Origin of the sequence: Arthrobacter sp. SRS-W-1-2016, from assembly GCF_002009585.1 — a bacterium.
Lineage (GTDB): Bacteria > Actinomycetota > Actinomycetes > Actinomycetales > Micrococcaceae > Arthrobacter > Arthrobacter bambusae_A.
The window spans coordinates 77452-98592 of record NZ_MTPV01000061.1; the positions used below are offsets into that span (position 1 = coordinate 77452).

The 21141-nt window shown below is 63.9% G+C and carries 21 protein-coding genes, 1 tRNA gene and 1 pseudogene; 15 read left to right on the forward strand and 8 right to left on the reverse strand.

What is annotated here, in order from left to right:
• The first annotated feature begins 75 nt into the window (after positions 1-75).
• The 5 genes from BMF89_RS15530 to BMF89_RS15550 all read left to right on the forward strand — a co-directional run bounded on the left by BMF89_RS15530 (position 76) and on the right by BMF89_RS15550 (position 5622).
• Positions 76-687 (forward strand): hypothetical protein, encoded by a 612-nt coding sequence (locus BMF89_RS15530; RefSeq protein ID WP_253190842.1) that lies wholly within the window; start codon positions 76-78, stop codon positions 685-687.
• Positions 688-819: 132 nt separating this feature from the next.
• Entirely contained in the window at positions 820-2343 is a 1524-nt protein-coding gene (locus BMF89_RS15535) for an aldehyde dehydrogenase family protein (RefSeq protein ID WP_078108009.1), read from the forward strand.
• Positions 2344-2463: 120 nt separating this feature from the next.
• Positions 2464-3486, forward strand: coding sequence for an alcohol dehydrogenase AdhP (gene adhP / locus BMF89_RS15540; protein ID WP_171983512.1), 1023 nt, complete (start codon positions 2464-2466; stop codon positions 3484-3486).
• Positions 3486-3902 (forward strand): DUF779 domain-containing protein, encoded by a 417-nt coding sequence (locus tag BMF89_RS15545; protein WP_078108010.1) that lies wholly within the window; start codon positions 3486-3488, stop codon positions 3900-3902. Before adhP ends, BMF89_RS15545 begins: the two co-directional genes overlap by 1 nt.
• A 112-nt stretch (positions 3903-4014) precedes the next feature.
• Entirely contained in the window at positions 4015-5622 is a 1608-nt protein-coding gene (locus BMF89_RS15550; protein ID WP_078108011.1) for an amino acid permease, read from the forward strand.
• Between the two features lie 57 nt (positions 5623-5679).
• Here the strand turns inward: BMF89_RS15550 and BMF89_RS15555 are convergent, their stop codons facing one another.
• The 3 genes from BMF89_RS15555 to BMF89_RS15565 all read right to left on the reverse strand — a co-directional run bounded on the left by BMF89_RS15555 (position 5680) and on the right by BMF89_RS15565 (position 8437).
• Positions 5680-6315: a DUF2461 domain-containing protein gene (locus tag BMF89_RS15555; RefSeq protein ID WP_078108012.1), complete on the reverse strand. Its 636-nt coding sequence runs from the start codon at positions 6313-6315 to the stop codon at positions 5680-5682.
• 150 nt (positions 6316-6465) lie between these two features.
• Positions 6466-7950, reverse strand: a complete 1485-nt coding sequence (locus BMF89_RS15560; RefSeq protein ID WP_078108013.1) for a catalase — start codon at positions 7948-7950, stop codon at positions 6466-6468.
• 7 nt (positions 7951-7957) lie between these two features.
• Positions 7958-8437: a Fur family transcriptional regulator gene (locus BMF89_RS15565; RefSeq protein ID WP_078108014.1), complete on the reverse strand. Its 480-nt coding sequence runs from the start codon at positions 8435-8437 to the stop codon at positions 7958-7960.
• Positions 8438-8587: 150 nt separating this feature from the next.
• On the opposite strand from BMF89_RS15565, the gene BMF89_RS15570 reads away from it, so the two are divergent.
• Positions 8588-9859 (forward strand): MFS transporter, encoded by a 1272-nt coding sequence (locus tag BMF89_RS15570; RefSeq protein WP_078108015.1) that lies wholly within the window; start codon positions 8588-8590, stop codon positions 9857-9859.
• Between the two features lie 85 nt (positions 9860-9944).
• Complete coding sequence (htpX, locus tag BMF89_RS15575) at positions 9945-10814, forward strand: zinc metalloprotease HtpX (RefSeq protein WP_078108016.1); 870 nt, start codon at positions 9945-9947, stop codon at positions 10812-10814.
• Between the two features lie 54 nt (positions 10815-10868).
• On the opposite strand, the pseudogene BMF89_RS15580 reads toward htpX, so the two are convergent.
• A pseudogene (locus BMF89_RS15580) lies at positions 10869-11793 on the reverse strand (Dyp-type peroxidase); the annotation flags it as partial.
• Between the two features lie 172 nt (positions 11794-11965).
• Positions 11966-12457: a YajQ family cyclic di-GMP-binding protein gene (locus BMF89_RS15585; RefSeq protein WP_059387254.1), complete on the reverse strand. Its 492-nt coding sequence runs from the start codon at positions 12455-12457 to the stop codon at positions 11966-11968.
• 186 nt (positions 12458-12643) lie between these two features.
• Here BMF89_RS15585 and BMF89_RS15590 point away from each other — a divergent pair, with 186 nt between their 5' ends.
• Together BMF89_RS15590 and BMF89_RS15595 are read left to right on the forward strand one after the other, a co-directional pair.
• A complete protein-coding gene (locus tag BMF89_RS15590) occupies positions 12644-12910 on the forward strand; it encodes a hypothetical protein (protein WP_078108081.1) in 267 nt (88 codons plus the stop codon).
• A 128-nt stretch (positions 12911-13038) separates the two neighbouring features.
• A tRNA-Tyr gene (locus BMF89_RS15595) sits at positions 13039-13120 on the forward strand.
• A 169-nt stretch (positions 13121-13289) separates the two neighbouring features.
• Here BMF89_RS15595 and BMF89_RS15600 read toward each other — a convergent pair.
• Positions 13290-13514 (reverse strand): hypothetical protein, encoded by a 225-nt coding sequence (locus BMF89_RS15600; RefSeq protein WP_078108017.1) that lies wholly within the window; start codon positions 13512-13514, stop codon positions 13290-13292.
• Positions 13515-13652: 138 nt separating this feature from the next.
• On the opposite strand from BMF89_RS15600, the gene BMF89_RS15605 reads away from it, so the two are divergent.
• Both BMF89_RS15605 and BMF89_RS15610 read left to right on the forward strand, forming a co-directional pair.
• Positions 13653-14198 (forward strand): acyl-CoA thioesterase, encoded by a 546-nt coding sequence (locus BMF89_RS15605; RefSeq protein WP_078108082.1) that lies wholly within the window; start codon positions 13653-13655, stop codon positions 14196-14198.
• A gap of 111 nt (positions 14199-14309) precedes the next feature.
• Positions 14310-14681: a thioredoxin domain-containing protein gene (locus BMF89_RS15610; protein WP_059387274.1), complete on the forward strand. Its 372-nt coding sequence runs from the start codon at positions 14310-14312 to the stop codon at positions 14679-14681.
• Here the strand turns inward: BMF89_RS15610 and BMF89_RS15615 are convergent.
• Positions 14678-14956, reverse strand: coding sequence for an antibiotic biosynthesis monooxygenase (locus tag BMF89_RS15615; protein ID WP_078108018.1), 279 nt, complete (start codon positions 14954-14956; stop codon positions 14678-14680). The genes BMF89_RS15610 and BMF89_RS15615 overlap by 4 nt on opposite strands.
• A gap of 102 nt (positions 14957-15058) precedes the next feature.
• Between BMF89_RS15615 and BMF89_RS15620 the strand changes: the two genes are divergently transcribed.
• A complete protein-coding gene (locus tag BMF89_RS15620) occupies positions 15059-16732 on the forward strand; it encodes an AMP-binding protein (RefSeq protein ID WP_078108019.1) in 1674 nt (557 codons plus the stop codon).
• 66 nt (positions 16733-16798) lie between these two features.
• On the opposite strand, the gene BMF89_RS15625 is transcribed toward BMF89_RS15620, so the two are convergent.
• The gene (locus tag BMF89_RS15625) at positions 16799-17791 is read right to left on the reverse strand and encodes a 3-methyladenine DNA glycosylase (protein ID WP_078108020.1); all 993 of its coding nucleotides are present in this window, start codon (positions 17789-17791) and stop codon (positions 16799-16801) included.
• Positions 17792-17929: 138 nt separating this feature from the next.
• Here BMF89_RS15625 and BMF89_RS15630 point away from each other — a divergent pair, with 138 nt between their 5' ends.
• The 3 genes from BMF89_RS15630 (at position 17930) to BMF89_RS15640 (ending at position 21025) form a co-directional block, all read left to right on the forward strand.
• Positions 17930-18337, forward strand: coding sequence for a VOC family protein (locus BMF89_RS15630; protein ID WP_078108021.1), 408 nt, complete (start codon positions 17930-17932; stop codon positions 18335-18337).
• 124 nt (positions 18338-18461) lie between these two features.
• Positions 18462-19847, forward strand: a complete 1386-nt coding sequence (locus tag BMF89_RS15635) for a cystathionine beta-synthase (RefSeq protein ID WP_078108022.1) — start codon at positions 18462-18464, stop codon at positions 19845-19847.
• Between the two features lie 14 nt (positions 19848-19861).
• Positions 19862-21025, forward strand: coding sequence for a cystathionine gamma-synthase (locus BMF89_RS15640; RefSeq protein WP_078108023.1), 1164 nt, complete (start codon positions 19862-19864; stop codon positions 21023-21025).
• The last annotated feature ends 116 nt before the right edge of the window (positions 21026-21141 follow it).

A 21141-nucleotide genomic window follows, 5' to 3' on the forward strand; every position in this document is an offset into this window, starting at 1 on the left:
CCTCGTGTGGCACTCGGGAAATACGGAGTTTCGGCCCGTATCGTAGAAGCGAGCCAAACGAAAGAAGCCTCCTCCGTGTTGAACAAACGCCTCGCCGTTGCCCTGACCATGTCCGGACTCCTTGCCGGAGCCACAGCATGCGGGGCACCTGCCCAGACAGCGCCCGCATCGGCAACGCCTTCAGCTGCGGCCACCACAGCTGCCCCTGCCGGTTGGGAACTCGATCCAGCCGCTGGCGCCCAGAGAATCAAGGCCGCAGGCCTGGATATCCTGACCGCCGAAGGCACAGCCGAGCACTATCACGCCCACCTGGACGTCCTGGTTGATGGCAAAGCCGTCACGGTCCCGGCTGAGATCGGCTTCAGTTTCGGTGCCGACGGGCAGCCCAACGGAATCTCGGCGCTGCACACCCACGACACGTCCGGCGTCATCCACATCGAAGCGCCCACGCCCGGCCTGAAGTACACACTCGGCCAAGTCCTCAGCGAGTGGGGAGTCCTGGACGGTAAGGATGCCACCGGAGCACCGCACAGCGGGACCGGCGGTTGGACCGCCTACGTGAACGGCGCAAAGCAGAATGCGCCGGTGTCGACCGTGGTTCTCAAGGCCCACGACGAGGTGGTCCTCTCCTTTGGAACCGCACCTTCGCCGGTTCCGAGCTCCTACGATTTCCCCGCAGGACTCTAACTTCCCCGGCGCGGCAGGGGAGTACGTCCCCGAAGTGATCTGAACCACAGGGTTGCAACCTGCTTGCAACCTTCCCGCTCCTACGCTGATGGCACAGCAACGCCACCATCATGCGCAGCAAAGGAGCTACAGATGACTGTTTATGCACAGCCGGGTGCCGAAGGTTCGAAGGTCACGTTCAAGGACCGTTACGAGAACTGGATCGGCGGGGAGTGGGTTGCCCCGGTCAAGGGGCAGTACTTCGAGAACATCACCCCGGTGACCGGGAAGGCCTTCTGCGAGGTGGCCCGGGGCACGGCCGAGGACATCGAGCTGGCACTGGACGCCGCGCACAAGGTGGCTCCTTCCTGGGGCAAGACCTCTGCGACAGAACGCGCCGCGATCCTGAACAAGATCGCCGACCGGATCGATGAGAACGTCGAGCTGCTTGCTGTGGCCGAGACGTGGGACAACGGCAAGCCGATCCGGGAAACCCTGAACGCGGACATTCCCCTCGCGGCGGACCACTTCCGCTACTTCGCCTCCGCGATCCGTGCCCAGGAAGGCCACTTGTCCCAGCTGGACGAAGACACCACGGCATACCACTTCCATGAGCCGCTGGGCGTGGTGGGCCAGATCATCCCCTGGAACTTCCCGATTCTCATGGCCGTGTGGAAGCTCGCCCCGGCACTTGCCGCGGGCAACGCCGTCGTCCTCAAGCCCGCAGAGCAGACTCCGTCCTCCATCCTGGTCCTCATGGAACTGATCGGCGATCTGCTGCCCGCCGGCGTCGTGAACGTGGTCAACGGGTTCGGCGTCGAGGCCGGCAAGCCTTTGGCGTCCAGCCCGCGGATCCGCAAGATCGCCTTCACCGGCGAAACCACCACGGGCCGGTTGATCAGCCAGTACGCGTCCCAGAACCTGATCCCGGTGACCCTGGAGCTGGGCGGCAAGAGCCCGAACATCTTCTTCGACGACGTCGCCGCGCAGAATGACGCGTTCTACGACAAGGCCCAGGAAGGCTTCACGCTCTTCGCCTTCAACCAGGGCGAAGTGTGCACCTGCCCCTCCCGCGCCCTGGTCCAGGAAGGCATCTACGACTCCTTCATGGCAGACGCCGTGGCGCGAACCAACAAAATCATCCAGGGCAATCCGCTGGACACGGACACCCAGCTCGGTGCCCAAGCCTCCAACGACCAGCTCGAAAAGATCCTTTCCTACATCGACATCGGACAGCAGGAAGGCGCCAAGGTCCTCACCGGCGGCGCCCGCGCACAGCTCGACGGCGACCTCGCCGGCGGCTACTACGTCCAGCCGACCATCTTCGAAGGCCACAACCGGATGCGGATCTTCCAGGAGGAGATCTTCGGCCCCGTGGTGTCCGTGACGAAGTTCAGCGACTACAACGACGCCATCGGCATCGCCAACGACACCCTCTACGGGCTCGGCGCCGGCGTCTGGTCTCGCAACGGCAACGTCGCCTACCGGGCAGGACGGGAAATCCAGGCCGGCCGCGTCTGGGTCAACAACTACCACGCCTACCCGGCCGGCGCCGCGTTCGGCGGCTACAAGTCCTCCGGCATCGGACGCGAGAACCACGCCATGATGCTGGACCACTACCAGCAGACCAAAAACCTGCTGGTCAGCTACAACGAAAACAAGCTCGGCTTCTTCTAAGCCGCGCCCCACCCGGCGGAGGGACCAATCCAGGTCCCTCCGCCGGCCCTCCCTGGCCACCCCTCAGGAAAGCAGCACCCGTACCGCACTTTTAGTTTTGACGACGCAAGGATTTCGCCAATGACGACGACAATGCAAGCAGCCGTGGTAACCGAATTCGGAAAAGAGCTACAAATCCAGTCCCTTCCCCTTCCCACTCCCGGGCGCGGGGAAGCGCTGGTCAGGGTCATCACCAGCGGTGTCTGCCACACAGACCTGCACGCCGCGGAGGGGGACTGGCCGGTCAAGCCTTCACCGCCCTTTGTGCCCGGCCACGAAGGTGTGGGCGAAGTGGTGGCCCTCGGTGAAGGCGTCACCGATCTGGCCATCGGAGACCTCGTGGGCAACGCCTGGCTCTGGTCAGCGTGTGGCGACTGCCAATTCTGCCGGACGGGTTGGGAGACCCTGTGCGAAGCCCAGAAGAACGCCGGCTACAGCGTGGACGGCTCTTTCGGGGAATACATGCTGGTGGACAGCCGGTTCGCAGCCAGGATTCCGGCAGGTTCGGATCCCGTGGAGGTCGCTCCGGTGCTGTGCGCCGGAGTCACGGTCTACAAGGGCCTGAAGATGACCGAAGCCAAGCCGGGCCAATGGGTCACCATTTCCGGCATCGGCGGCCTGGGTCACATCGCTGTCCAGTACGCAGTGGCCATGGGCCTGCGGGTTGCCGCAGTGGACATCGCCGACGACAAGCTCGCCCTCGCCAAGAAACACGGCGCCGAGCTGACGGTCAACGCGCTGCACGAAGATCCGGCGGAAGTCATCCAGCGGGACACCGGAGGCTGCCACGGGGTCCTGGTCACGGCCGTGCATCCTTCGGCTTTCGGGCAGGCGATCGGCATGGCCAGGCGTGGCGGGACCATTGTCTTCAACGGACTCCCTCCCGGCGACTTTCCTGCGCCGATCTTCGAGATTGTGCTCAAGGGCCTGACCGTCCGGGGCTCGATCGTGGGAACGCGCCAGGACTTGGAGGAAGCGCTGGACTTCTACGCGCAAGGCAAAATCCACCCGACCGTTTCCACGCGGGAGCTCTCCGAGGTAAACGCGGTCTTTGACGAAATGAAGCATGCCAAGATCGACGGCCGCGTGGTGTTGAGGTTCTAATGCGCCACAACAGGCTTGACGCCGCAGTGACGCTGCCCGGGGAAGACTTTTCCCGGGTGGCGCTCACCGCCGTTTCCAGAGAACTCCTCCGGAAGTTGTGGGAGCAGCACGGTCCGCTCATGTTCCATCAGTCAGGTGGTTGCTGCGACGGCTCCTCACCCATGTGCTACCCGGCCGGCGAATTCATTACCGGTGATTCGGACGTTCTGCTCGGACTTTTCGACATTGGCGAGCCCGAACGGCCGCAGCCTGTGGAGTTCTGGATGTCCCGGGAACAGTTCAATTACTGGTCCCACACCCATCTGACCGTGGACGTAGTGGACGGCCGTGGGAGTGGCTTCTCGGTGGAATCGCCTGAGGGGAAGCGTTTCCTTATCCGTTCCACCTTGATGGATTGGAACGTCCCCAAGCTCTGAAGATGGGCTGCGCTTTTGTCTCACGATTCGGGACAAATGTGGGGGTCCATTGGCTGGACACTACTCTTGATGAGTCTGTTTCTACCCCCTCATCAAGATTGTGGACTCTCCTATGAACCTCTTCCGGACCAAATCGATCGAGCAGTCCATTGCGGACGCCGATGAGCCCGGACGCAAGCTCAAGCGTTCCCTCAGTACTTGGGATCTGATGATCATGGGCGTTGCCGTGGCGGTCGGCGCCGGGATCTTCTCTGTTGGCGCCAAGGCCGCCGCGAACTTTGCCGGCCCGGCCGTGACGATCTCCTTTGCAGTCGCAGCCGTCACGTGTGCCTTGGCCATCATGTGCTACGCCGAGTTCGCTACCGCCATCCCGGTGGCTGGTTCCGCCTACGTCTTCACCTACGCCACGATGGGAGAAATCCTCGCCTGGATCATTGGCTGGAACCTCATTCTTGAACTGTTTACGGCTGCCGCAGTCATCGCCAAGTACTGGGGCATCTACTTGAGCAACGTGTTTGCCCTCATGGGTGTGGACATGCCCCCGGCCTTGAACATCGGCGGCGTGGATCTCTACTGGGGCGCTTTCCTGATTGTTGCGATCTTCACGGTGCTCCTCGTTCTCGGTACCAAGCTCTCCGCCCGCGTGGGCAATGTCTTCACGCTCATCAAGATCGCCGTGGTGCTGTTCGTCATTGTTGTCGGCTTCACCTACGTGAAATTCTCCAACTACGCGCCGTTTGTCCCGGCATCGCAGCCTACAGGGGGCACTGACGGCGCGGATGTCATGAAGCAGTCCTTGTTCGGCTTCCTCACCGGCGCGGTTCCGGCACAGTACGGAACGCTGGGTATCTTCGCCGGCGCAGCCTTGGTGTTCTTTGCCTTCATCGGCTTCGACGTGGTTGCGACTTCCGCGGAAGAGGTCAAGAACCCGCAGAAGACCTTGCCGCGGGGTATCTTCGGCGGGCTGGCGCTCGTGACGTTGCTCTACATCCTGGTCTCCCTCGCCCTGACCGGCATGGTGCCGTATACCCAGCTGGCGCAAGCGAAGAACCCCACTCTGACCACGGCCTTCGAGGCGGTCGGAAACACCGACGCGGCCAAGGTCATTGCCTTTGGCTCACTGATTGGCTTGACCACTGTCATCATGGTGCTGCTCATGGGCCTGGCCCGCGTGGTCCTTGCGATGAGTCGCGACGGTCTGCTTCCGCGCGCCCTGTCCAAGACCAGCGACAAGCGCTCGACGCCGGTCCGCCTCCAGATCATCTGTGGCGCTGCCGTGGCCATTGTTGCCGGTCTGACAAACGTGGATGTTCTCGAAGAGATGATCAACATCGGCACCCTCTCGGCCTTCGTCATGGTCAGCCTCGGCATCCTGGTCCTGCGCAAGAAGCGCCCGGATCTGAGGCCGGCCTTCCGGGTTCCCTTCGGCAAGGTGCTTCCGGTGGTTTCGGCCGTCCTGTGCGTCTACCTGATGACAAACCTGGCCGTGGAGACGTGGATCTTTTTCGCCGTCTGGCTGGCAATCGGCCTGGCAATCTACTTTGCCTACGGTCAGCGCCACTCCCGCCTGAACGAGAAGTTCGCGTCCGCGAAGGCCGCGGTGTCCGGGCAAGACGCTGCGTCCGACCGGGCCTCCGCGTCCGACGGGGCCTCCGCGTCCGACGGGGCCTCCGCGTCCGACGCGAGCGGCGACGACGAGGACAGCCTCAGCAAGGTCTGAACAGACACGGATTCGTTGCCGCGGCCGAACTCACGGCCGCGGCATCGACCCCAATGATTATGGCGCGGCGTGCTCGTTGACCCACTCCACGAGCGGGCGCAGCACCTCCCAACGCTTGGCGATTTCTTCCTTGGCTGAGGGCTCGGACATCCATGCCGGTTCTCCCAAGGTGACCCCTGCAGACAACGACTTGTGCTTCAAGAGCTCGGCGCGTGGATGGTCTTTGTCGAAACCACGCGGAACGGTCTTGAGCTTCTCGCCCTCCACCGTGAAACCTGCGGCGGCGATGGCATCGACGATCTTCTGGAGTTCTTCCCCGCTGGCCGGCGAATCCGTAGCGGCACGGAACCGGGCGATCTGTTCCGGGGTGCGCGAGTGGCATCCGCCGCCGATCAACAGGCCGTCTGCACTGAGCTGGAGGTAGAAGCCCACGCCCTCGTTATCGGCTGCAAATGCTCCCTGTGCCGTCTTATACGGGGACTTGTCCTGGGAGAAACGGATGTCACGGTTGGGACGGAAAACCTTGCCCGGCCCGAATCGGGGCTCAAGCTCCTCCAGCAACAGTGTCAACGGCTCTTTCACGGCGGAGTCGTAGATGTCTTTGTGCGCCAGCCACCATTCGCGGTTGTTGTTCTCTTCAAGCTCGGCATAGAAGGCGATTGCCGCTGCGGGGATCCCGGTAAATGTGCTCATGTAAGGATCCTATGGATGACAAGGCCGGGCTAGCCAGAGACGTTGTCGGCTATGTGGAAAACCTGCCGACAGCCCCCGATTTTCATGCGCTTCAAAAAAGCAACCCCGCCGCGGAGATTCCGCAGCGGGGTTGCTTCATGGGTGGCGTTGTTACAGCTTGTTGGCTGCCTCTGCAGCTGGCTCGCCTTGGCCGGCGCCGAGGTTGGCGCGCAGTTTGGCACCGAGTTCAGCATCGACGTTGGTCCAGTACTGGATGGCGCGTTCCTTGATGCCGGGGCTCTTGACGCCGCCCACGGCGCCCGTGATGGTCTCGAGCAGGCGGGCCTTGGCGCCGTCGTCGTAGACCTCGCGGTACAGCGCGCCGGCCTGGACGAAGTCGCCGTCCTCGGCGTGCAGGGAGTGCGCGGAGAGCGTCAGCTCGCCGTCGTTCTCCCAGCCACCGGCCGGGTTCTGCGGCTCAACAGCGGCCGGGCCGCCCACGGAGTTCGGTGCGTAGACCGGAACCGAAGGAGCATTGAACAGGTAACGTCCCGCGCCGTCCTGGCTGTAGTTGTTGACCTGGTTCTTCGGCTGGTTCACCGGGATCTGGGCGTGGTTGGTGCCCACGCGGTAGCGGTGTGCGTCAGCGTAGGAGAAGATGCGGGCCTGCAGCATCTTGTCCGGGGAGGCGGCGATACCCGGAACGAAGTTCGACGGCGCGAAGGTGGCCTGCTCGATCTGCGCGAAGTAGTTTTCCGGGTTCTTGTTGAGCTCCATGGTGCCCACGTGGATCAGCGGGTAATCCGAGTGCGGCCACACCTTGGTGAGGTCGAACGGGTTGAAGCGGTAGGTCTTGGCGTCCTCGTAAGGCATGACCTGGACGTGCAGTTCCCAGGACGGGAAGTTGCCGGCGGCAATGTTCTCCTGGAGGTCGCGAATGTAGAAGTCCGCATCCGAGCCGGCCAGCTCAGCTGCTTGGTCGCCCGTGATGGTCTTGACGCCCTGGTTGGACTTGAAGTGATACTTGACCCAGAAGCGCTCGCCCTCGGCGTTGATCCACTGGTAGGTGTGCGAGCCGTAGCCCTGCATTTCACGCCAGGAAGCCGGCAGGCCGCGATCGCCCATGAGCCAGGTGACCTGGTGTGCGGACTCGGGCGAGAGGGTCCAGAAGTCCCACTGCATGTCGGCGTCGCGCAGGTGGGTGCCCGGGAGCCGCTTCTGGGAGTGGATGAAGTCCGGGAACTTGATGCCGTCGCGGATGAAGAACACCGGGGTGTTGTTGCCGACGAGGTCGTAGTTGCCCTCGGAAGTGTAGAACTTGACGGCGAAGCCGCGCGGGTCGCGCCACGTGTCCGGGGAGCCGTTCTCGCCTGCGACGGAGGAGAAACGGATGAGCATGTCCGTCTCGACGCCGGGCTGGAACAGGGCAGCCTTGGTGTACTGGGAAACGTCCGAGGAAGTCTTGAAGGTACCGAAAGCGCCGCCGCCCTTGGCGTGGACAACACGCTCCGGGACGCGCTCGCGGTTGAACTGGGCGAGCTTTTCCACCAGGTAGTGGTCGGTCAGGATGATGGCACCATCGGCACCAACGGACTTGGAATGAGCGTCCGAGGTGACGGGGGCGCCCGACTGGGTGGTCGAGATGTTCGCGGTCATCGTTCTCCTATTTCGTGGTTACTTGCGTTTGAGTAGGAAGCTGTTGTTTGGCCTGGCAGTCCTGGCAGATGCCTTGGTAGAGGACGTCTGCGATCTGGATGGTCATGGGTTTGGAGTGCTCATCCCAATGCGGGGTGAGGCAGGGGGCATGGCCTACTGCGCAGTCGACATCCTCCACCCGGCCGCAACTGATGCAGACGGCGTGGTGGTGGTTGTCGCCCACCCTTGTCTCGTAGAGAGCGGGAGAGTGGGGCGGTTCGAACCGTCGCAGCATCTCCAGGTCCGTGAGGTCGCTCAGCACCACATAAACAGACTGCGCTGTCAGTTCGGGAAGATCCTTGCGTGCGGCAGCCAGGATGCCTTCGGCGGGGGAATGTGGATTGTGCTGAACGGCAGCAAGGACGGCAAGCCGCTGCTTGGTCACGCGGCGTCCGTGGGAATGCAAGGCGGAAGCCCACGCTTCCTGGTCTGCCGTGTGATCTGCCATACGCCCATTGAAGCACTTATTATGAGTGCTTCACAATAAGGCGAGGCTAACTTCAGGTGAACCCGTCCGACGGCGGCCCTCACCGCAGCCGCTAACCCCACGCCCGCGGCGCTCCGGGAGGGTGGGCGGGTTGGTGGGTAGGGTTGGACGGTGGCAAAACTCCTGGCTGACATGACCCCGCTTCGCGAAAGCCCCGCATTCCGCCGCCTGTGGCTGGGCTCGTCGGTGTCGATGGTCGGATCCCAGTTGACCCTGGTTGCCGTAAGCCTCGAGGTCTACAGCATCACCCAGCAGAGCCTCTATGTGGGTCTGCTCAGCATCTTTGCCCTGGTTCCGCTGGTGATTGCGGGTTTGTTTGGCGGCGCTCTTTCGGATGCCTATGACCGGCGGAAAGTCGCCATTGTTGCGTCCCTCGTTTTGTGGGCCTGCAGCGTGGCCCTGGCACTCCAGGCGTGGTACCAGCTGAACAATGTCTGGATCCTGTTCCTCCTCGTCGCGATCCAGAGCGGCGCGCAAGGCATCAACGGACCGGCACGCAGCGCCATTATTCCCTTGCTGGTCCGCAAGGAACTGCTGCCCGCCGCCAACGCGTTGAGCATGCTCAACATGGGTATTTCCATGACGGCCGGCCCCCTGCTGGCCGGCGTTCTGGTCGCGTCGAGCGGTTTTGGCTGGACCTACACGATCGATGCCCTGAGCTTCGCCTTCGCGCTGTGGAGCCTTTTCAAGCTCCCGGCCCTTCCCGCGGCAGCGAACGCGTCGGCACCCGGCCTGCGCTCCGTCGTCGAGGGCTTCCGTTTCCTGGGCACCCGGCCGAACCTGCGGATGACCTTCATCATCGACCTCATTGCGATGATCTGCGCCCAGCCGCGCGCCCTCATGCCCGCGATCGGAGCCACGATGATCGGGGGTGGCGACACCACCGTGGGTGTGCTGCTCGCCTCGGTGGCTGTCGGCGCCTTCCTGGCGGGGTTGTTCTCCGGACCTTTGGGGAGGGTGCGGCGCCAGGGCACTGCGGTGGTGTGGTCCGTGGCCGGATGGGGATTCTCGATCGCGGCTTTCGGCCTGGTAGTGGTCCTTGCCGGGGACGCCGGACGCGGCGGCGTGACGCTCTGGATCATCCCGGCGGCGATGTGTTGTGCCCTTGCCGGAATCTCGGACTCGGTCAGCGCGGTCTTCCGCACCACCATCCTGCAATCGGCCACTCCGGACCACATGCGGGGACGGCTGCAAGGAGTGTTCATCGTGGTGGTTTCCGGTGGTCCGCGAGTGGGGGACATGCTCGCCGGTGGCGTCACCAAGGTTCTCAGCGAAGGCTGGGTGCTGCTCCTGGGCGGCGTGCTGTGCGCAGTGCTTGCGTGGCTCGTGGCGCGCGGGCAGCGCGGATTCCTCCGCTACGATTCCCTCCATCCGGTGCCCTAGCCCGGACCCAGCCGGAACGTCCGGGCCGCCGTCGGCGTTAATCGGAACAGAACCAACACCGGGACGACTGCAAGAAAGTAGTGAAGTGCACAATCATCACAATGGACTGAAGACCGCAGCGCTTTTCGGTGTGCTCTGGGCAGTGCTGCTGGGACTTGGCGCCCTGATCGCCGCGAGCACCCGCAGTGCTGGGCCCATCTGGATCATGGCTCTGATCGGCGTCGCGACAACGGCCTACGGATATTGGAACAGCGACAAGATCGCCATCCGCTCGATGGCCGCGTACCCGGTGTCGGAAGCGCAGGCTCCGCAGCTATACCAGATCGTCCGGGAACTCTCCGTGCGGGCGAACCAGCCCATGCCGCGGATCTACATTTCTCCGACCATGGCCCCCAACGCCTTTGCCACGGGACGCAATCCGAGGAACGCCGCCGTGTGCTGCACCGCGGGCATCCTGAACTTGCTCGACGCCCGCGAACTCCGTGGCGTCCTCGGGCATGAACTCATGCACGTCTACAACCGCGACATCCTCACCTCGTCCATCGCGGCTGCCGTCGCCGGCGTCATTACCTCGGTGGGCCAGATGCTGCTGTTCTTCGGCGGCGGGGACCGGCGGAACACCAACCCGTTTGCCATGATCGCCATGGCCCTCTTGGCCCCGTTTGCCGCGTCGCTGATCCGGCTCGCCATTTCCCGCACCAGGGAGTACGACGCCGACCACGACGGTGCGGAGCTCACCGGCGATCCGCTGGCGCTCGCCTCAGCCCTGCGCAGGATCGAAGCCGGCGTGAAGCAGGTGCCGCTGCCACAGGATCAGCGACTCGTGAACACTTCGCACCTCATGATCGCCAACCCGTTCCGCGGCGGCGCCATGACCAAGCTGTTCGCCACCCACCCGCCCATGCGTGAGCGCATCGAGCGGCTTGAGCGGATGGCCGGACGCCCGCTCTCCTAGCCGGCGGTCCCGTAAGTCTCACCCCACGGGTGCCGCGTCCGACGACGGGCGGCTTCATGCGAACAGGCCCTCACCAATGAAGCCGCCCGCCTTACTGCCCGGGGGCACCGCGAAGAGGCCCGATCCCGTGTGCTTGAGGTACTCCAGGGCCAGCTTGTCGCTTTTCGCCATGGCCATCTGCATGGGCACGTAGTGCGTCCGCGGGTCCTTGACGAAGGCGACGAAGAACAGGCCCGCGTCGAGGTGGCCGAGCCCGTCCGAACCGTCGGTGTAGTTGTAACCGCGGCGAAGCATCTTGACGCCGTTGTTCTGGTCCGCGTGGGCGAGGCGGACGTGGGAGTCGATGGGAACCAGCGGCGCGCCGTCGCGGCCCTTGATCCCGAAGTCCGGCGCCGTGAATTCCTCGCCACCGGACAAGGGGGCTCCAACACCCTTGGTGCGGCCGATCAGTCCTTCCTGTTCCCGCAGTGAAGTTCGGTCCCAGATCTCGATGTGCATCCGAATCCGACGGGCGACTGGCCCAGACGTGCTCGTTGAGGAGTGCCGTGTCTTCCGACGTCAGGTTTGCCGTGCCGTCGTTGAATCCGAAGAGGTTGCGCGCGGTCGTCTGGGCCCTGGACGTGGAGGAGGTCCGGCCGAAGCCCAGCTGGGACCAGCGGACGCGCACCCTGCCGAAGCCGATGCGTGCGAGGTTCCGGATCGCGTGCACGGCGACGTGCGGATCGTCGGCGCACGCCTGGACCACAATGTCGCCGCCGGTGCGTTCTGGCTGCAAGGCGTCGCCGGGGAAGTGCGGCAGGTCAATCAGGGCATCGGGCCTGCGGCCCTCAAGGCCGAAGCGGGGCTTGCCGTCCTTTTCGAAGAGGCCCGGGCCAAAGCCGAACGTCAAGGCCAGCTTGGCCGCCGCGAGATCGAGCGTTTCCCCGGTGTCTTCCGGCGGCGCATCGTAGGGGCCATCGACGGCGCCAGTCGAGCCCGTTGTGCGGCCGGGGAATCCCGGGGTATGCGCCAGCCCCGACCCCGAAAAGTTGCCTGGTGTGACGCACCGCCCATCAACGACTGCCGCATTAACGACGACGGCGCGTCGCCCGCTCAGGGGGCAACGCGCCGTCGTCGTACTTCCGGATAACGGCCTGGGCCGCGGCGAACTCCTAGCTGCGGAAGTTCACGAACTGGAGATCGGCCTCTTCGAACTTCTTCAGGATGTTCATGGTTTCCTGCAGGTCATCGCGGGACTTCGACGTGACGCGGAGTTCGTCGCCCTGGATCTGGGACTTGACGGACTTCGGGGCTTCGTCGCGGATGATCTTGTTGATCTTCTTTGCGATGTCCTGGGCAATGCCCTCCTTGATGGAGCATTCCAGACGGAATTCCTTGCCGGAGGGGTAAGGCTCGCCCTGGTCGAGGGACTTCAGGGAGATGCCACGCTTGATGAGCTTGGACTGGAAGACGTCCAGGACGGCGAGGATGCGGTCCTCGGAGTTGGCCTTCATGAGGATCTTCTCGCCGCTGAAGTCGATCTCCGCGCCGACGCCCTTGAAGTCGTACCGCTGTGCGATTTCCTTCTGGGACTGGTGGAGCGCGTTGGCGACTTCCTGCTTGTCTACCTTGCTGACGACGTCGAATGTGGATTCGCCTGCCATGACTCTCCTTGTGATCGTTGGGGGTGGCCCGGAAACGGGCGGTTTTGTCTGCCATCCAGCCTAGTACGGAAGCGCCCGGCGTGTGCCGAGCGTTCACAGTTCGCTCACAGCACACGTATGGCCGGAACTGAGACTGCCCCGACAGAGTTGTATCAGTTTGAAGAGCCCATCCTGAAAGGGAGCACCATGAGCAACCAAGCCGTCCGCTACGTCACCAAGTCAGCCGCTGCCGCCGCCGGTTCAATCGGAGCCGCTGCCGCCACCGCCGCAAGCGCGGTTGCAGCCGCAGCACTTGCGGCCTCCGTGGTCTTGAGCCCGGTCCCGGACGCGGCATCTCGGATGGATGGCATTCATGCGGACCTGTTGCGGGCCGTGCAGCTCAACCAGATCACGCTGGAGCAGGCGGCCAGTTTCGAGGCCAAGCTGGCCGGGCGGATACTTGGTGACGCCTGAGATTTTTGCCTGCTTTGAGGCTTCGAGGCCTCGATTCGATTCTTCGGCAGAAGTTCTGTAAGGTTGTCTTGCTCGCGCTTACCGGATCGGAAACGAAACGATGATCGGGAGTGACTTCTTTGAAGTTCGGCAGATTACCCGAGCGGCCAAAGGGGGCTGACTGTAAATCAGCTGGCAACGCCTACGGGGGTTCGAATCCCTCATCTGCCACAAAATTAAATCCCCGGAACCATATGGTTCCGGGGATTTTTTGTTTGTCCGTGGCGTTTTTTGAGCGTCCCGTTCGACGCGGAAAATTTCCTGCGCGGCGCGGATGGGCTCTCGACACTCGGATTCCGGCGTCGACAGGAATTTTGCGTGTCGACGACGGAAGCCCGGGCTAGCTAGCGCTGCCCGGCTCCAGCCAGTATCCGTCCTTGTGATGCACGAGTTGCCGGCCCAGGCCTCCGGAGAGCTGGATCCAGAGCGTGCTGCGATCATCGGTCATGCCGTCCAAGGTGCCCACGATCCTGTTGCCGCGGGTGTCCTGCAACACCAGCTCCTGGTGGAGGGGAAGTTCCGGCCACACGTCTGCGTGTGCCGTGATCGTCGAGGTGGTGCTCACTGGATCTCCTTGGTGCTTTCTGCAAATTGTTTTCAGACATTCTTCCCGGGGCATGTGAACCGGCGGTAAACGACATGCCATGGAGCGACACACAAAACAAAGGCACCCGAAATGTTACCGAGGAGTAACATGGCGATTATGCATTTGCTTCTCCGAACCCTCTTGATCTTGTTCACCTCGTCCAGGCGGAGCCGGCTCAGCGTTTGGGGCACGTCCTCGTTGCCTATGCGCGTGCTACCCACAGACATCGACATTGCGATGCATGTGAACAACGGCATGTATTTTTCGCTGATGGATCTTGGACGCTTCGACCTCATGGTGCGGGCGGGGATCTGGCAAAAGATGCGACGCCGCCGCTGGAGTCCCGTGGCCGCGGGGGAGACCATTGCGTTCCGGAAGTCGTTGCAGCTTTGGCAGCAGTACACCATCGAGTCCAAGATCATCGGGCTCGATTCCAAGGCGATCTACTTTGAACAACGCATGGTGGTCGACGGCGAGATCTACGCCCGTGCGCACATTGCCACCCGGCTTGTCGCGAAGGGGCGGCCCGTGAGCCAGGAGCAGATCCTGGCCGAGTTTGGCGAGCCTGCCGCGGACCTCGAGCTTCCGGAATGGCTCCACGAGTGGCGCGAGAACAACGCGCTCCCCGGCGCGCGAAAGACCGCCCCGCACTTCTGGCGCTAACCGAAGGTACCGGGCGGCGCCAAACCGCCCGGCCGCCGTCGTGGTTTATTCCCGGTTTGCCGGGTAGCGAACAAGGGCGACTTCGAAGGCGTGGTCGCGTACCGTGGAAGCATGGCTACAGTTGACATCACCGGCGAGCAGTTCGCATCGACCATCGAGGGCAATGACATTGTCTTGGTGGATTTCTGGGCTGCGTGGTGCGGCCCTTGCAGGCAGTTTGCGCCCACGTACCAGGCCGCTTCCGAGAAGCATGACGATGTGTTCTTCGCCAAGGTGGACACCGAGGCCGAGCAGCAGCTCGCTGCCGAAGCAGGTATCTCCTCGATCCCCACGCTCATGGCCTTCCGCGAAAAGGTCCTCGTGTTCTCCCAGCCGGGCGCACTGAACGGACCCCAGCTGGAGCAGGTCATCGAGGCCGTCAAGGGGCTCGACATGGATGAGGTCCACGCGCACATCGCGAAGCAGCGCGCGGAAAACTCCTAGAGGCGCTCGAGCTTCACCGGCTCCGCGAGCAGCGCGCTGAGGGATTCGTTGAGGTCCTGGACCGCGATGCCCTTGGAGTGGATGTCGAGGTGCTCCTCGGAGGCCCACTGCTCGGTCAGGACGAGCTTGTCCTCGGTGGCTTCGGTGAGCTCGTAACGGATGCAGCCGGGTTCGTTCACTACTTCGTCGATCGCGATTTCCAGCGCGAGCTTGACGCGGAAGAATTCGCCGTCGTTGGGAATGAACGTGGCCTGCAGGTCAATGGGTGCACTCATGGCATTCACCTTACCGGCTGGCCCGGCGAGGCCCTGAAATATTTTGTAGGACTTCCAAGCAAAAGTCTTCTCTTGGCCCCGCGGAGTTGGTAGCGTGCGTTCATGCTTTCCTACACAGCCGGGGACACTGACGTCCCGCTGCTTGAAGAGACCATCGGCGCCAACTTTGAACGCGTCGCGGCGCGGTTTCCGTTGCGGGACGCGCTCATCGAAGCCGCCGTGGTGCCCGGCGATGAGGCTCGGCGCTGGAGTTACGAAAAACTGAACGACGACGTCGACCGGCTCGCGCGTGCGCTGCTCGCGATGGGCGTCGCGAAGGGCGACAGGGTAGGCATCTGGAGTCCGAACTGCGCCGAATGGACCATCCTGCAATACGCCACGGCGAAGGCCGGCGCGATCCTGGTCAACGTCAACCCGGCATACCGGAGCCACGAACTCGAATTCGTGGTCCGACAGAACGGCATGCGGATGCTGGTGGCCGCGCCTTCGGACAAGAACAGCGACTATGTGGGCATGGCCCGGGAGGCCTTGGCTAGCTGCCCTGAGCTTCGGGAGCTCGTGTTCCTTCCCGATCTTGGACTGGACATGCTCAACGCAGGCGAACCGCAAAGCGACGCCGAGCTGACGTTCGCCGAGCTGCTCAAGCGGGCGGACGACGTCGGGCCCTCGGCGCTCAAGGCGCGCATGGCGGAACTGGATCCGCACGATCCCATCAACCTGCAATACACCTCGGGAACTACAGGATTCCCCAAGGGTGCCACGCTGACACACCACAACATCCTCAACAACGGCAACCAGATCGGCAGGCTGCTGGGATACACCGAACGCGACCGCGTGGTCCTTCCGGTGCCGTTCTACCACTGTTTCGGCATGGTCATCGGGAACCTGAACGCGCTGAGCTTCGGAGCTGCCACCATTATTCCCGGGCGCGGATTCACCCCGGGTGCCGCCCTGGAAGCGGTTCAGGATTTTGGCGGCACCTCGCTGTACGGCGTGCCCACCATGTTCATCGCCGAGTTGGCTTTGCCGGACTTCGCCTCCTACGACCTCTCCACGCTGCGCACAGGGGTCATGGCCGGCTCACTGTGCCCTATCGAGGTCATGGAGCGCGTCATCGGGGAGATGAACATGCGGGACGTGGCCATTTGCTACGGCATGACCGAGACTTCGCCGGTATCCACCATGACCCTCGCGGCGGACACCCTGGAACAGCGCACCACGACTGTGGGCCGCACGATGCCCCGGCTCGAGTCCAAGATCGTGGATCCGGGCACCGGCGAAACCCTGGAACGCGGGGGCATCGGCGAGTTGTGCACACGGGGCTACGCAGTGATGGACGGGTATTGGGGCCAGCCGGAGAAGACAGCCGAAGCCATCGACGAGGACGGCTGGATGCACACCGGCGATCTCGCCCGGATGGACCCGGACGGGTTCATCGTGATCGAAGGCCGCATGAAGGACATGGTCATCCGGGGTGGCGAGAACGTCTATCCCCGCGAGATCGAGGAGTTCCTGTACCGGCATCCGGCCATCCAGGACGTCCAGGTCATTGGGGTTCCTGACCCCAAATACGGCGAAGAACTGATGGCCTGCATCATCCTCAAACCGGGAGCAACTTTGGACCTGGACGGGGTGCAGGAGTTCTGCCGCGGCAGGCTGGCCCACTTCAAGATCCCGCGCTACGTGGACATCAGGGAGAGCTTCCCCATGACGGTGTCCGGCAAGGTGCGCAAGATCGACATGCGCGAAGAAGCGATCGCCCGCCTGGGACTCTAACTCCAACGCGGGGTCACTTACGGCCGATGCCGGGCAGCAACACGGGCCGTAAGTGACCCCGCGTTGCTAGTGTCCCCGGTGGTCCTGGATAGTCATCCGCGGTCCGAACGTCGGCTTGCGGAAGCCGCTGAGCCCGAGCATCCGGACCACCCGCTGCCGGTGCCCGCGCCACGGTTCCAGGAGGGCGATCATGCCGGCGTCGTCCGTTTTCCTGCCGGTGAGCGCGTAACCGACGTACGAGGCCAAATGGTAGTCGCCCACCGCGATCGAGTCCGGGCAGCCATGGGTCCGCTGGACAACCTCCGCGGCCGTCCAGATGCCGATTCCCGGGATGGTCTGCATCTTGGCCCCGGCTTCCGCCGCGCTGAGTGAGGCGAGCCGTTCAAGCGCGACGGCGGATCGCAGCGCCCGCATGACAGTCGCCGAGCGCTGGGGACCCACTCCGGCTTTGTGCCACACCCATGAAGGGATGGCCAGCCATTGGGCGGCGGTCGGCGCCACGAGGAGGCCCGATGGCATGCCCGACGTCGGGAGGCGGCCAGCGCCGGGGGCTGCGGTGCCGTACCTGTACATGAGGTAGCGGTAGCCCCGGCGGGCTTCGATGGTGGTGACCTTTTGCTCAAGAATCGTGGGAACAAGGGAGTCCACCACGCGGCCGGTGGTGGGCAAACGGACGGCGAGGTTCCGGCGTCGGGCTTCCCTGACCATCCGCGGAAGGGTCGCATGGAAGGCGGCGTCGTCAAAGCCGGACCAGTCGTCCCGGCTCCCCAGCAGCGCTGGTACGGAAGCAATGGCAGAGCCCGCGCCGGGGCCCCAGGCCTGGGCATCGACCCGCGTGTCTTGGCCCGTTCCCGCGGCGGTGAGGCGCAGCGTGGCCGGGCCGTCCGGCGTCGTGAAGGCCATCCAAACGCCGTCCTGCCGTGCGGCGAAGGACGGATCACCGTTGCCGCGCATGAGGATTCCCACGGTCTGCAGAAGGTCGAAGGGGGCGCCGGGGTGCCATCGCATGGACGCGTCCGCCGCGGCTGCTGCGGCCGGTGGGACATCGACGATGGTCATTCATTCATGGTCGCATGCTCGTCGGACAACACTCGAAAAGAGCGGCGCCCGAGCCCTTACGCCGCGAAACCCACACGACTAGACTCCACGTGTGGCGCGGGGCGTCTGCGCCTTCCAGGACAATCTCAGGAGAACGCAATGGCCGGTGTAGTGCATTTTGAAATCCCCGCGGACGACAAGGAGCGGGCCAACACTTTCTACCAAGGTGCCTTCGGCTGGATGCTCAACCCCATGCAGGAAATGGACTACACGATCGCCATCACCACGCCTTCAGACCCGCAGACAGGCATGCCGAGCGCGCCCGGGGCCATCAATGGTGCCCTGTTCCCGCGCTCGGAAGAACTGAAGACGCCCATCATCACGGTTGACGTCGAAGACATCGAGGCTTCTCTCGGCCAGATCGAGAGTGCGGGCGGATCCGTGCTCAAGGGCAAGGACGCTGTTCCGGGCATGGGCTACTACGCGTACTTCAAGGACACCGAAGGCAACATCCTCGGCCTCTGGCAGACCGATCCTTCGGCAGGAGGCTCTGCACCGGCTGAGTGAGCGTGTCCCGCTAGCTTGACCCGCGTCGCCGTCGCTTGGTGAGGAGCGAAGCGGACGCGGCCCGGCACAGGTCTGAGCCTCGGCTGCACCGGAGCAGTCCCGACCAAGCGGTAACTTGGTACCTATGAAGTACGCCCAGTCCGTCCTGGACCTCATTGGCAATACACCGCTCATCAAGCTCAACCACGTGACCGGGGACATCAAAGCCACCATCCTGGTGAAGCTCGAATATGTGAACCCCGGAGGCTCGATCAAGGACCGCATCGCGGTGAAGATGATCGAGGAAGCCGAGCGGGACGGAAAGCTCAAGCCGGGCGGAACCATCGTGGAGCCGACCTCGGGCAATACCGGCGTCGGACTTGCCCTGGTGGCGCAGCAAAAGGGTTACAAGTGCATCTTCGTCGTCCCGGACAAGGTGGGCGAGGACAAGCGTGCCGTGCTCCAGGCGTATGGCGCCGAAGTTGTGGTGACTCCCACCTCCGTGGCCCCGGACAGCCCGCAGAGCTACTACAGCGTCTCCGACCGGCTCGTGTCCGAGATCCCCGGGGCGTACAAGCCGGACCAGTTCTCCAACCCCGCTGCTCCCGGCAGCCACTACGAAACCACCGGGCCCGAAATCTGGCGCGATACCGATGGGAAGATCACGCACGTCGTGATCGGCGCGGGCACGGGCGGCACCATCACCGGCACAGGCAGATACCTCAAGGATGTATCCGCCAACCGGCCGGAGTCCGACGGCGGCCGCGTCAAGGTCATCGGTGCGGACCCGGCAGGCTCGGTCTACTCGGGCGGCACGGGGCGGCCCTACTTCGTGGAGGGCGTCGGCGAGGACATGTGGCCGGCCAACTACGACAAGACCGTGCCGGACGATGTCATTGCCGTCAGCGACGCAGACTCCTTCGAGATGACCCGGCGCCTGGCCCGCGAGGAAGGCCTCCTGGTGGGCGGATCCTCGGGCATGGCAGTGGTTGCCGCCTTGCAGGTGGCCAAAGACCTTGGCGAGGAAGCCGTCGTCGTCGTCATCCTGCCGGACTCCGGCCGCGGCTACCTGGCGAAGATCTTCAACGACAAGTGGATGCGCTCGTACGGCTTCCTCTCCGGTGGCGAGGAAGCCTCGGTGGGCGAGGTCCTGAAGTCCAAGACGGGCGAGATGCCGGACCTCGTCCACATCCATCCCAACGAGACCGTCCGCGATGTCATCAACATCATGAACGAATTCGGGGTCTCGCACATCCCGGTCCTCTCGCAGGAACCGCCGGTGGTCATGGGCGAGGTCCTCGGCGCCGTCGATGAGCGCACGCTGACCACCAAGCTGTTCCGCGGCGAGGCGAAATTGACCGACAAGATCTCCGAGCACATGGGGGAGCGCCTGCCCGTGATCGGCTCCCTGGAGACCATCTCCGCCGCACGCGAGCTGCTGTCCGACGTCGATACCGTCATGGTGACGTTCGTCGGGGCTCCCGTGGGCATCCTGACCCGCCACGACCTTCTCGCCTACCTGAGCAACTGACACTAGGAGTTCACATGTCTGCAAACGAAGCAGGATTCAACACGCGTGCCGTCCACGCCGGCCAGGCCTTCGAGCCGCGCACCGGCGCCGTGGTTCCGCCGCTGCACTTCAGCTCGACATATGCCCAGGACGGCATAGGCGGTTTGCGCGACGGCTACGAATACGGCCGCGGCGGCAACCCCACGCGCGATGCGCTGCAGGAGCAGCTCGCCGCGCTCGAGGGCGGCACCCACGCCTACAGCTTCAGTTCGGGCCTTGCCGCGGAGGACTCCCTGATCCGTGCCGTTGCCCGGCCCGGCGACCACATCGTCCTCGGCAACGACGCCTACGGCGGCACCTATCGGCTCATCAACCGCGTGCTCGGTGAGTGGGGCATCGGCAACACGCCGGTGGACATGTCCAACCTTGATGCCGTGGCGGCGGCCGTCGCGGCGAACAAAACGCGCATCGTCTGGGTGGAAACTCCTTCCAACCCAATGATGAAGGTCACCGATATCGAAGCGCTCGCCAAAGTAGCGCACGACGCCGGTGCCCTCCTTGTCGTCGACAACACCTTCGCGTCGCCCTACTTGCAGACCCCGCTCGCCCTGGGCGCCGACGTCGTGGTCCACTCGACCACCAAGTACATCGGCGGCCACTCGGACGTCGTGGGCGGAGCGATCGTGGTGAAGGACGCCGAACTGGCCGCGAAGATCGGCTTTGTGCAGTTCGCCGTCGGCGCCGTGTCCGGACCCATGGATGCGTTCCTGACGACCCGTGGTCTCAAGACGCTCGGCGTGCGCATGGACCGCCACAGCGAGAACGCCCAGGCGGTGGCCGAATGGCTGCTGGAGCGCCCCGAGGTCGAAGCCGTGCTGTATCCGGGACTGCCTTCCCACCCGGGCCACGAACTCGCGGCCAAGCAGATGAAGAAGTTCGGCGGCATGATTTCCGTGCAGTTCAAGGGCGGCGAAGCTGCGGCCCGCAAAGTGGCGGAGTCCACCCAGGTGTTCACGCTCGCCGAGTCCCTGGGCGGCATCGAGTCCCTCATGAACTACCCCTCGGAGATGACGCACGCTTCGGTCAAAGGCACCGAGCTGGCCGTACCGGTCAACCTGATCCGGCTTTCCTGCGGGATCGAGGACGTCGAGGACCTGATCGCCGACCTTGAGCAGGCGATCGGCAACATCGCGGACTGAATGCCCCTCCGCTTCTGACCTTCTTTGATTGTCGATCCGGCCGGGACACGCCATCACCACGGCATGTCCGGGCCGATCCTCTTTCGAACCTGGTCGCAAGGGGACAGCGTCCCCGT

Coding starts and splice junctions, on each gene's coding strand:
- BMF89_RS15545 (WP_078108010.1), top strand. CDS start 3,486: ATGCGCCACAACAGGCTTGACGCCGCAGTGACGCTGCCCGGGGAAGAC.
- adhP (WP_171983512.1), top strand. CDS start 2,464: ATGACGACGACAATGCAAGCAGCCGTGGTAACCGAATTCGGAAAAGAG.
- BMF89_RS15565 (WP_078108014.1), bottom strand. CDS start 8,437: ATGGCAGATCACACGGCAGACCAGGAAGCGTGGGCTTCCGCCTTGCAT.
- BMF89_RS15635 (WP_078108022.1), top strand. CDS start 18,462: ATGAAGTACGCCCAGTCCGTCCTGGACCTCATTGGCAATACACCGCTC.
- BMF89_RS15585 (WP_059387254.1), bottom strand. CDS start 12,457: ATGGCAGGCGAATCCACATTCGACGTCGTCAGCAAGGTAGACAAGCAG.
- BMF89_RS15590 (WP_078108081.1), top strand. CDS start 12,644: ATGAGCAACCAAGCCGTCCGCTACGTCACCAAGTCAGCCGCTGCCGCC.
- BMF89_RS15620 (WP_078108019.1), top strand. CDS start 15,059: ATGCTTTCCTACACAGCCGGGGACACTGACGTCCCGCTGCTTGAAGAG.
- BMF89_RS15640 (WP_078108023.1), top strand. CDS start 19,862: ATGTCTGCAAACGAAGCAGGATTCAACACGCGTGCCGTCCACGCCGGC.
- BMF89_RS15560 (WP_078108013.1), bottom strand. CDS start 7,950: ATGACCGCGAACATCTCGACCACCCAGTCGGGCGCCCCCGTCACCTCG.
- BMF89_RS15610 (WP_059387274.1), top strand. CDS start 14,310: ATGGCTACAGTTGACATCACCGGCGAGCAGTTCGCATCGACCATCGAG.
- BMF89_RS15625 (WP_078108020.1), bottom strand. CDS start 17,791: ATGACCATCGTCGATGTCCCACCGGCCGCAGCAGCCGCGGCGGACGCG.
- BMF89_RS15535 (WP_078108009.1), top strand. CDS start 820: ATGACTGTTTATGCACAGCCGGGTGCCGAAGGTTCGAAGGTCACGTTC.
- BMF89_RS15615 (WP_078108018.1), bottom strand. CDS start 14,956: ATGAGTGCACCCATTGACCTGCAGGCCACGTTCATTCCCAACGACGGC.
- BMF89_RS15605 (WP_078108082.1), top strand. CDS start 13,653: ATGCATTTGCTTCTCCGAACCCTCTTGATCTTGTTCACCTCGTCCAGG.
- BMF89_RS15630 (WP_078108021.1), top strand. CDS start 17,930: ATGGCCGGTGTAGTGCATTTTGAAATCCCCGCGGACGACAAGGAGCGG.
- BMF89_RS15555 (WP_078108012.1), bottom strand. CDS start 6,315: ATGAGCACATTTACCGGGATCCCCGCAGCGGCAATCGCCTTCTATGCC.
- BMF89_RS15550 (WP_078108011.1), top strand. CDS start 4,015: ATGAACCTCTTCCGGACCAAATCGATCGAGCAGTCCATTGCGGACGCC.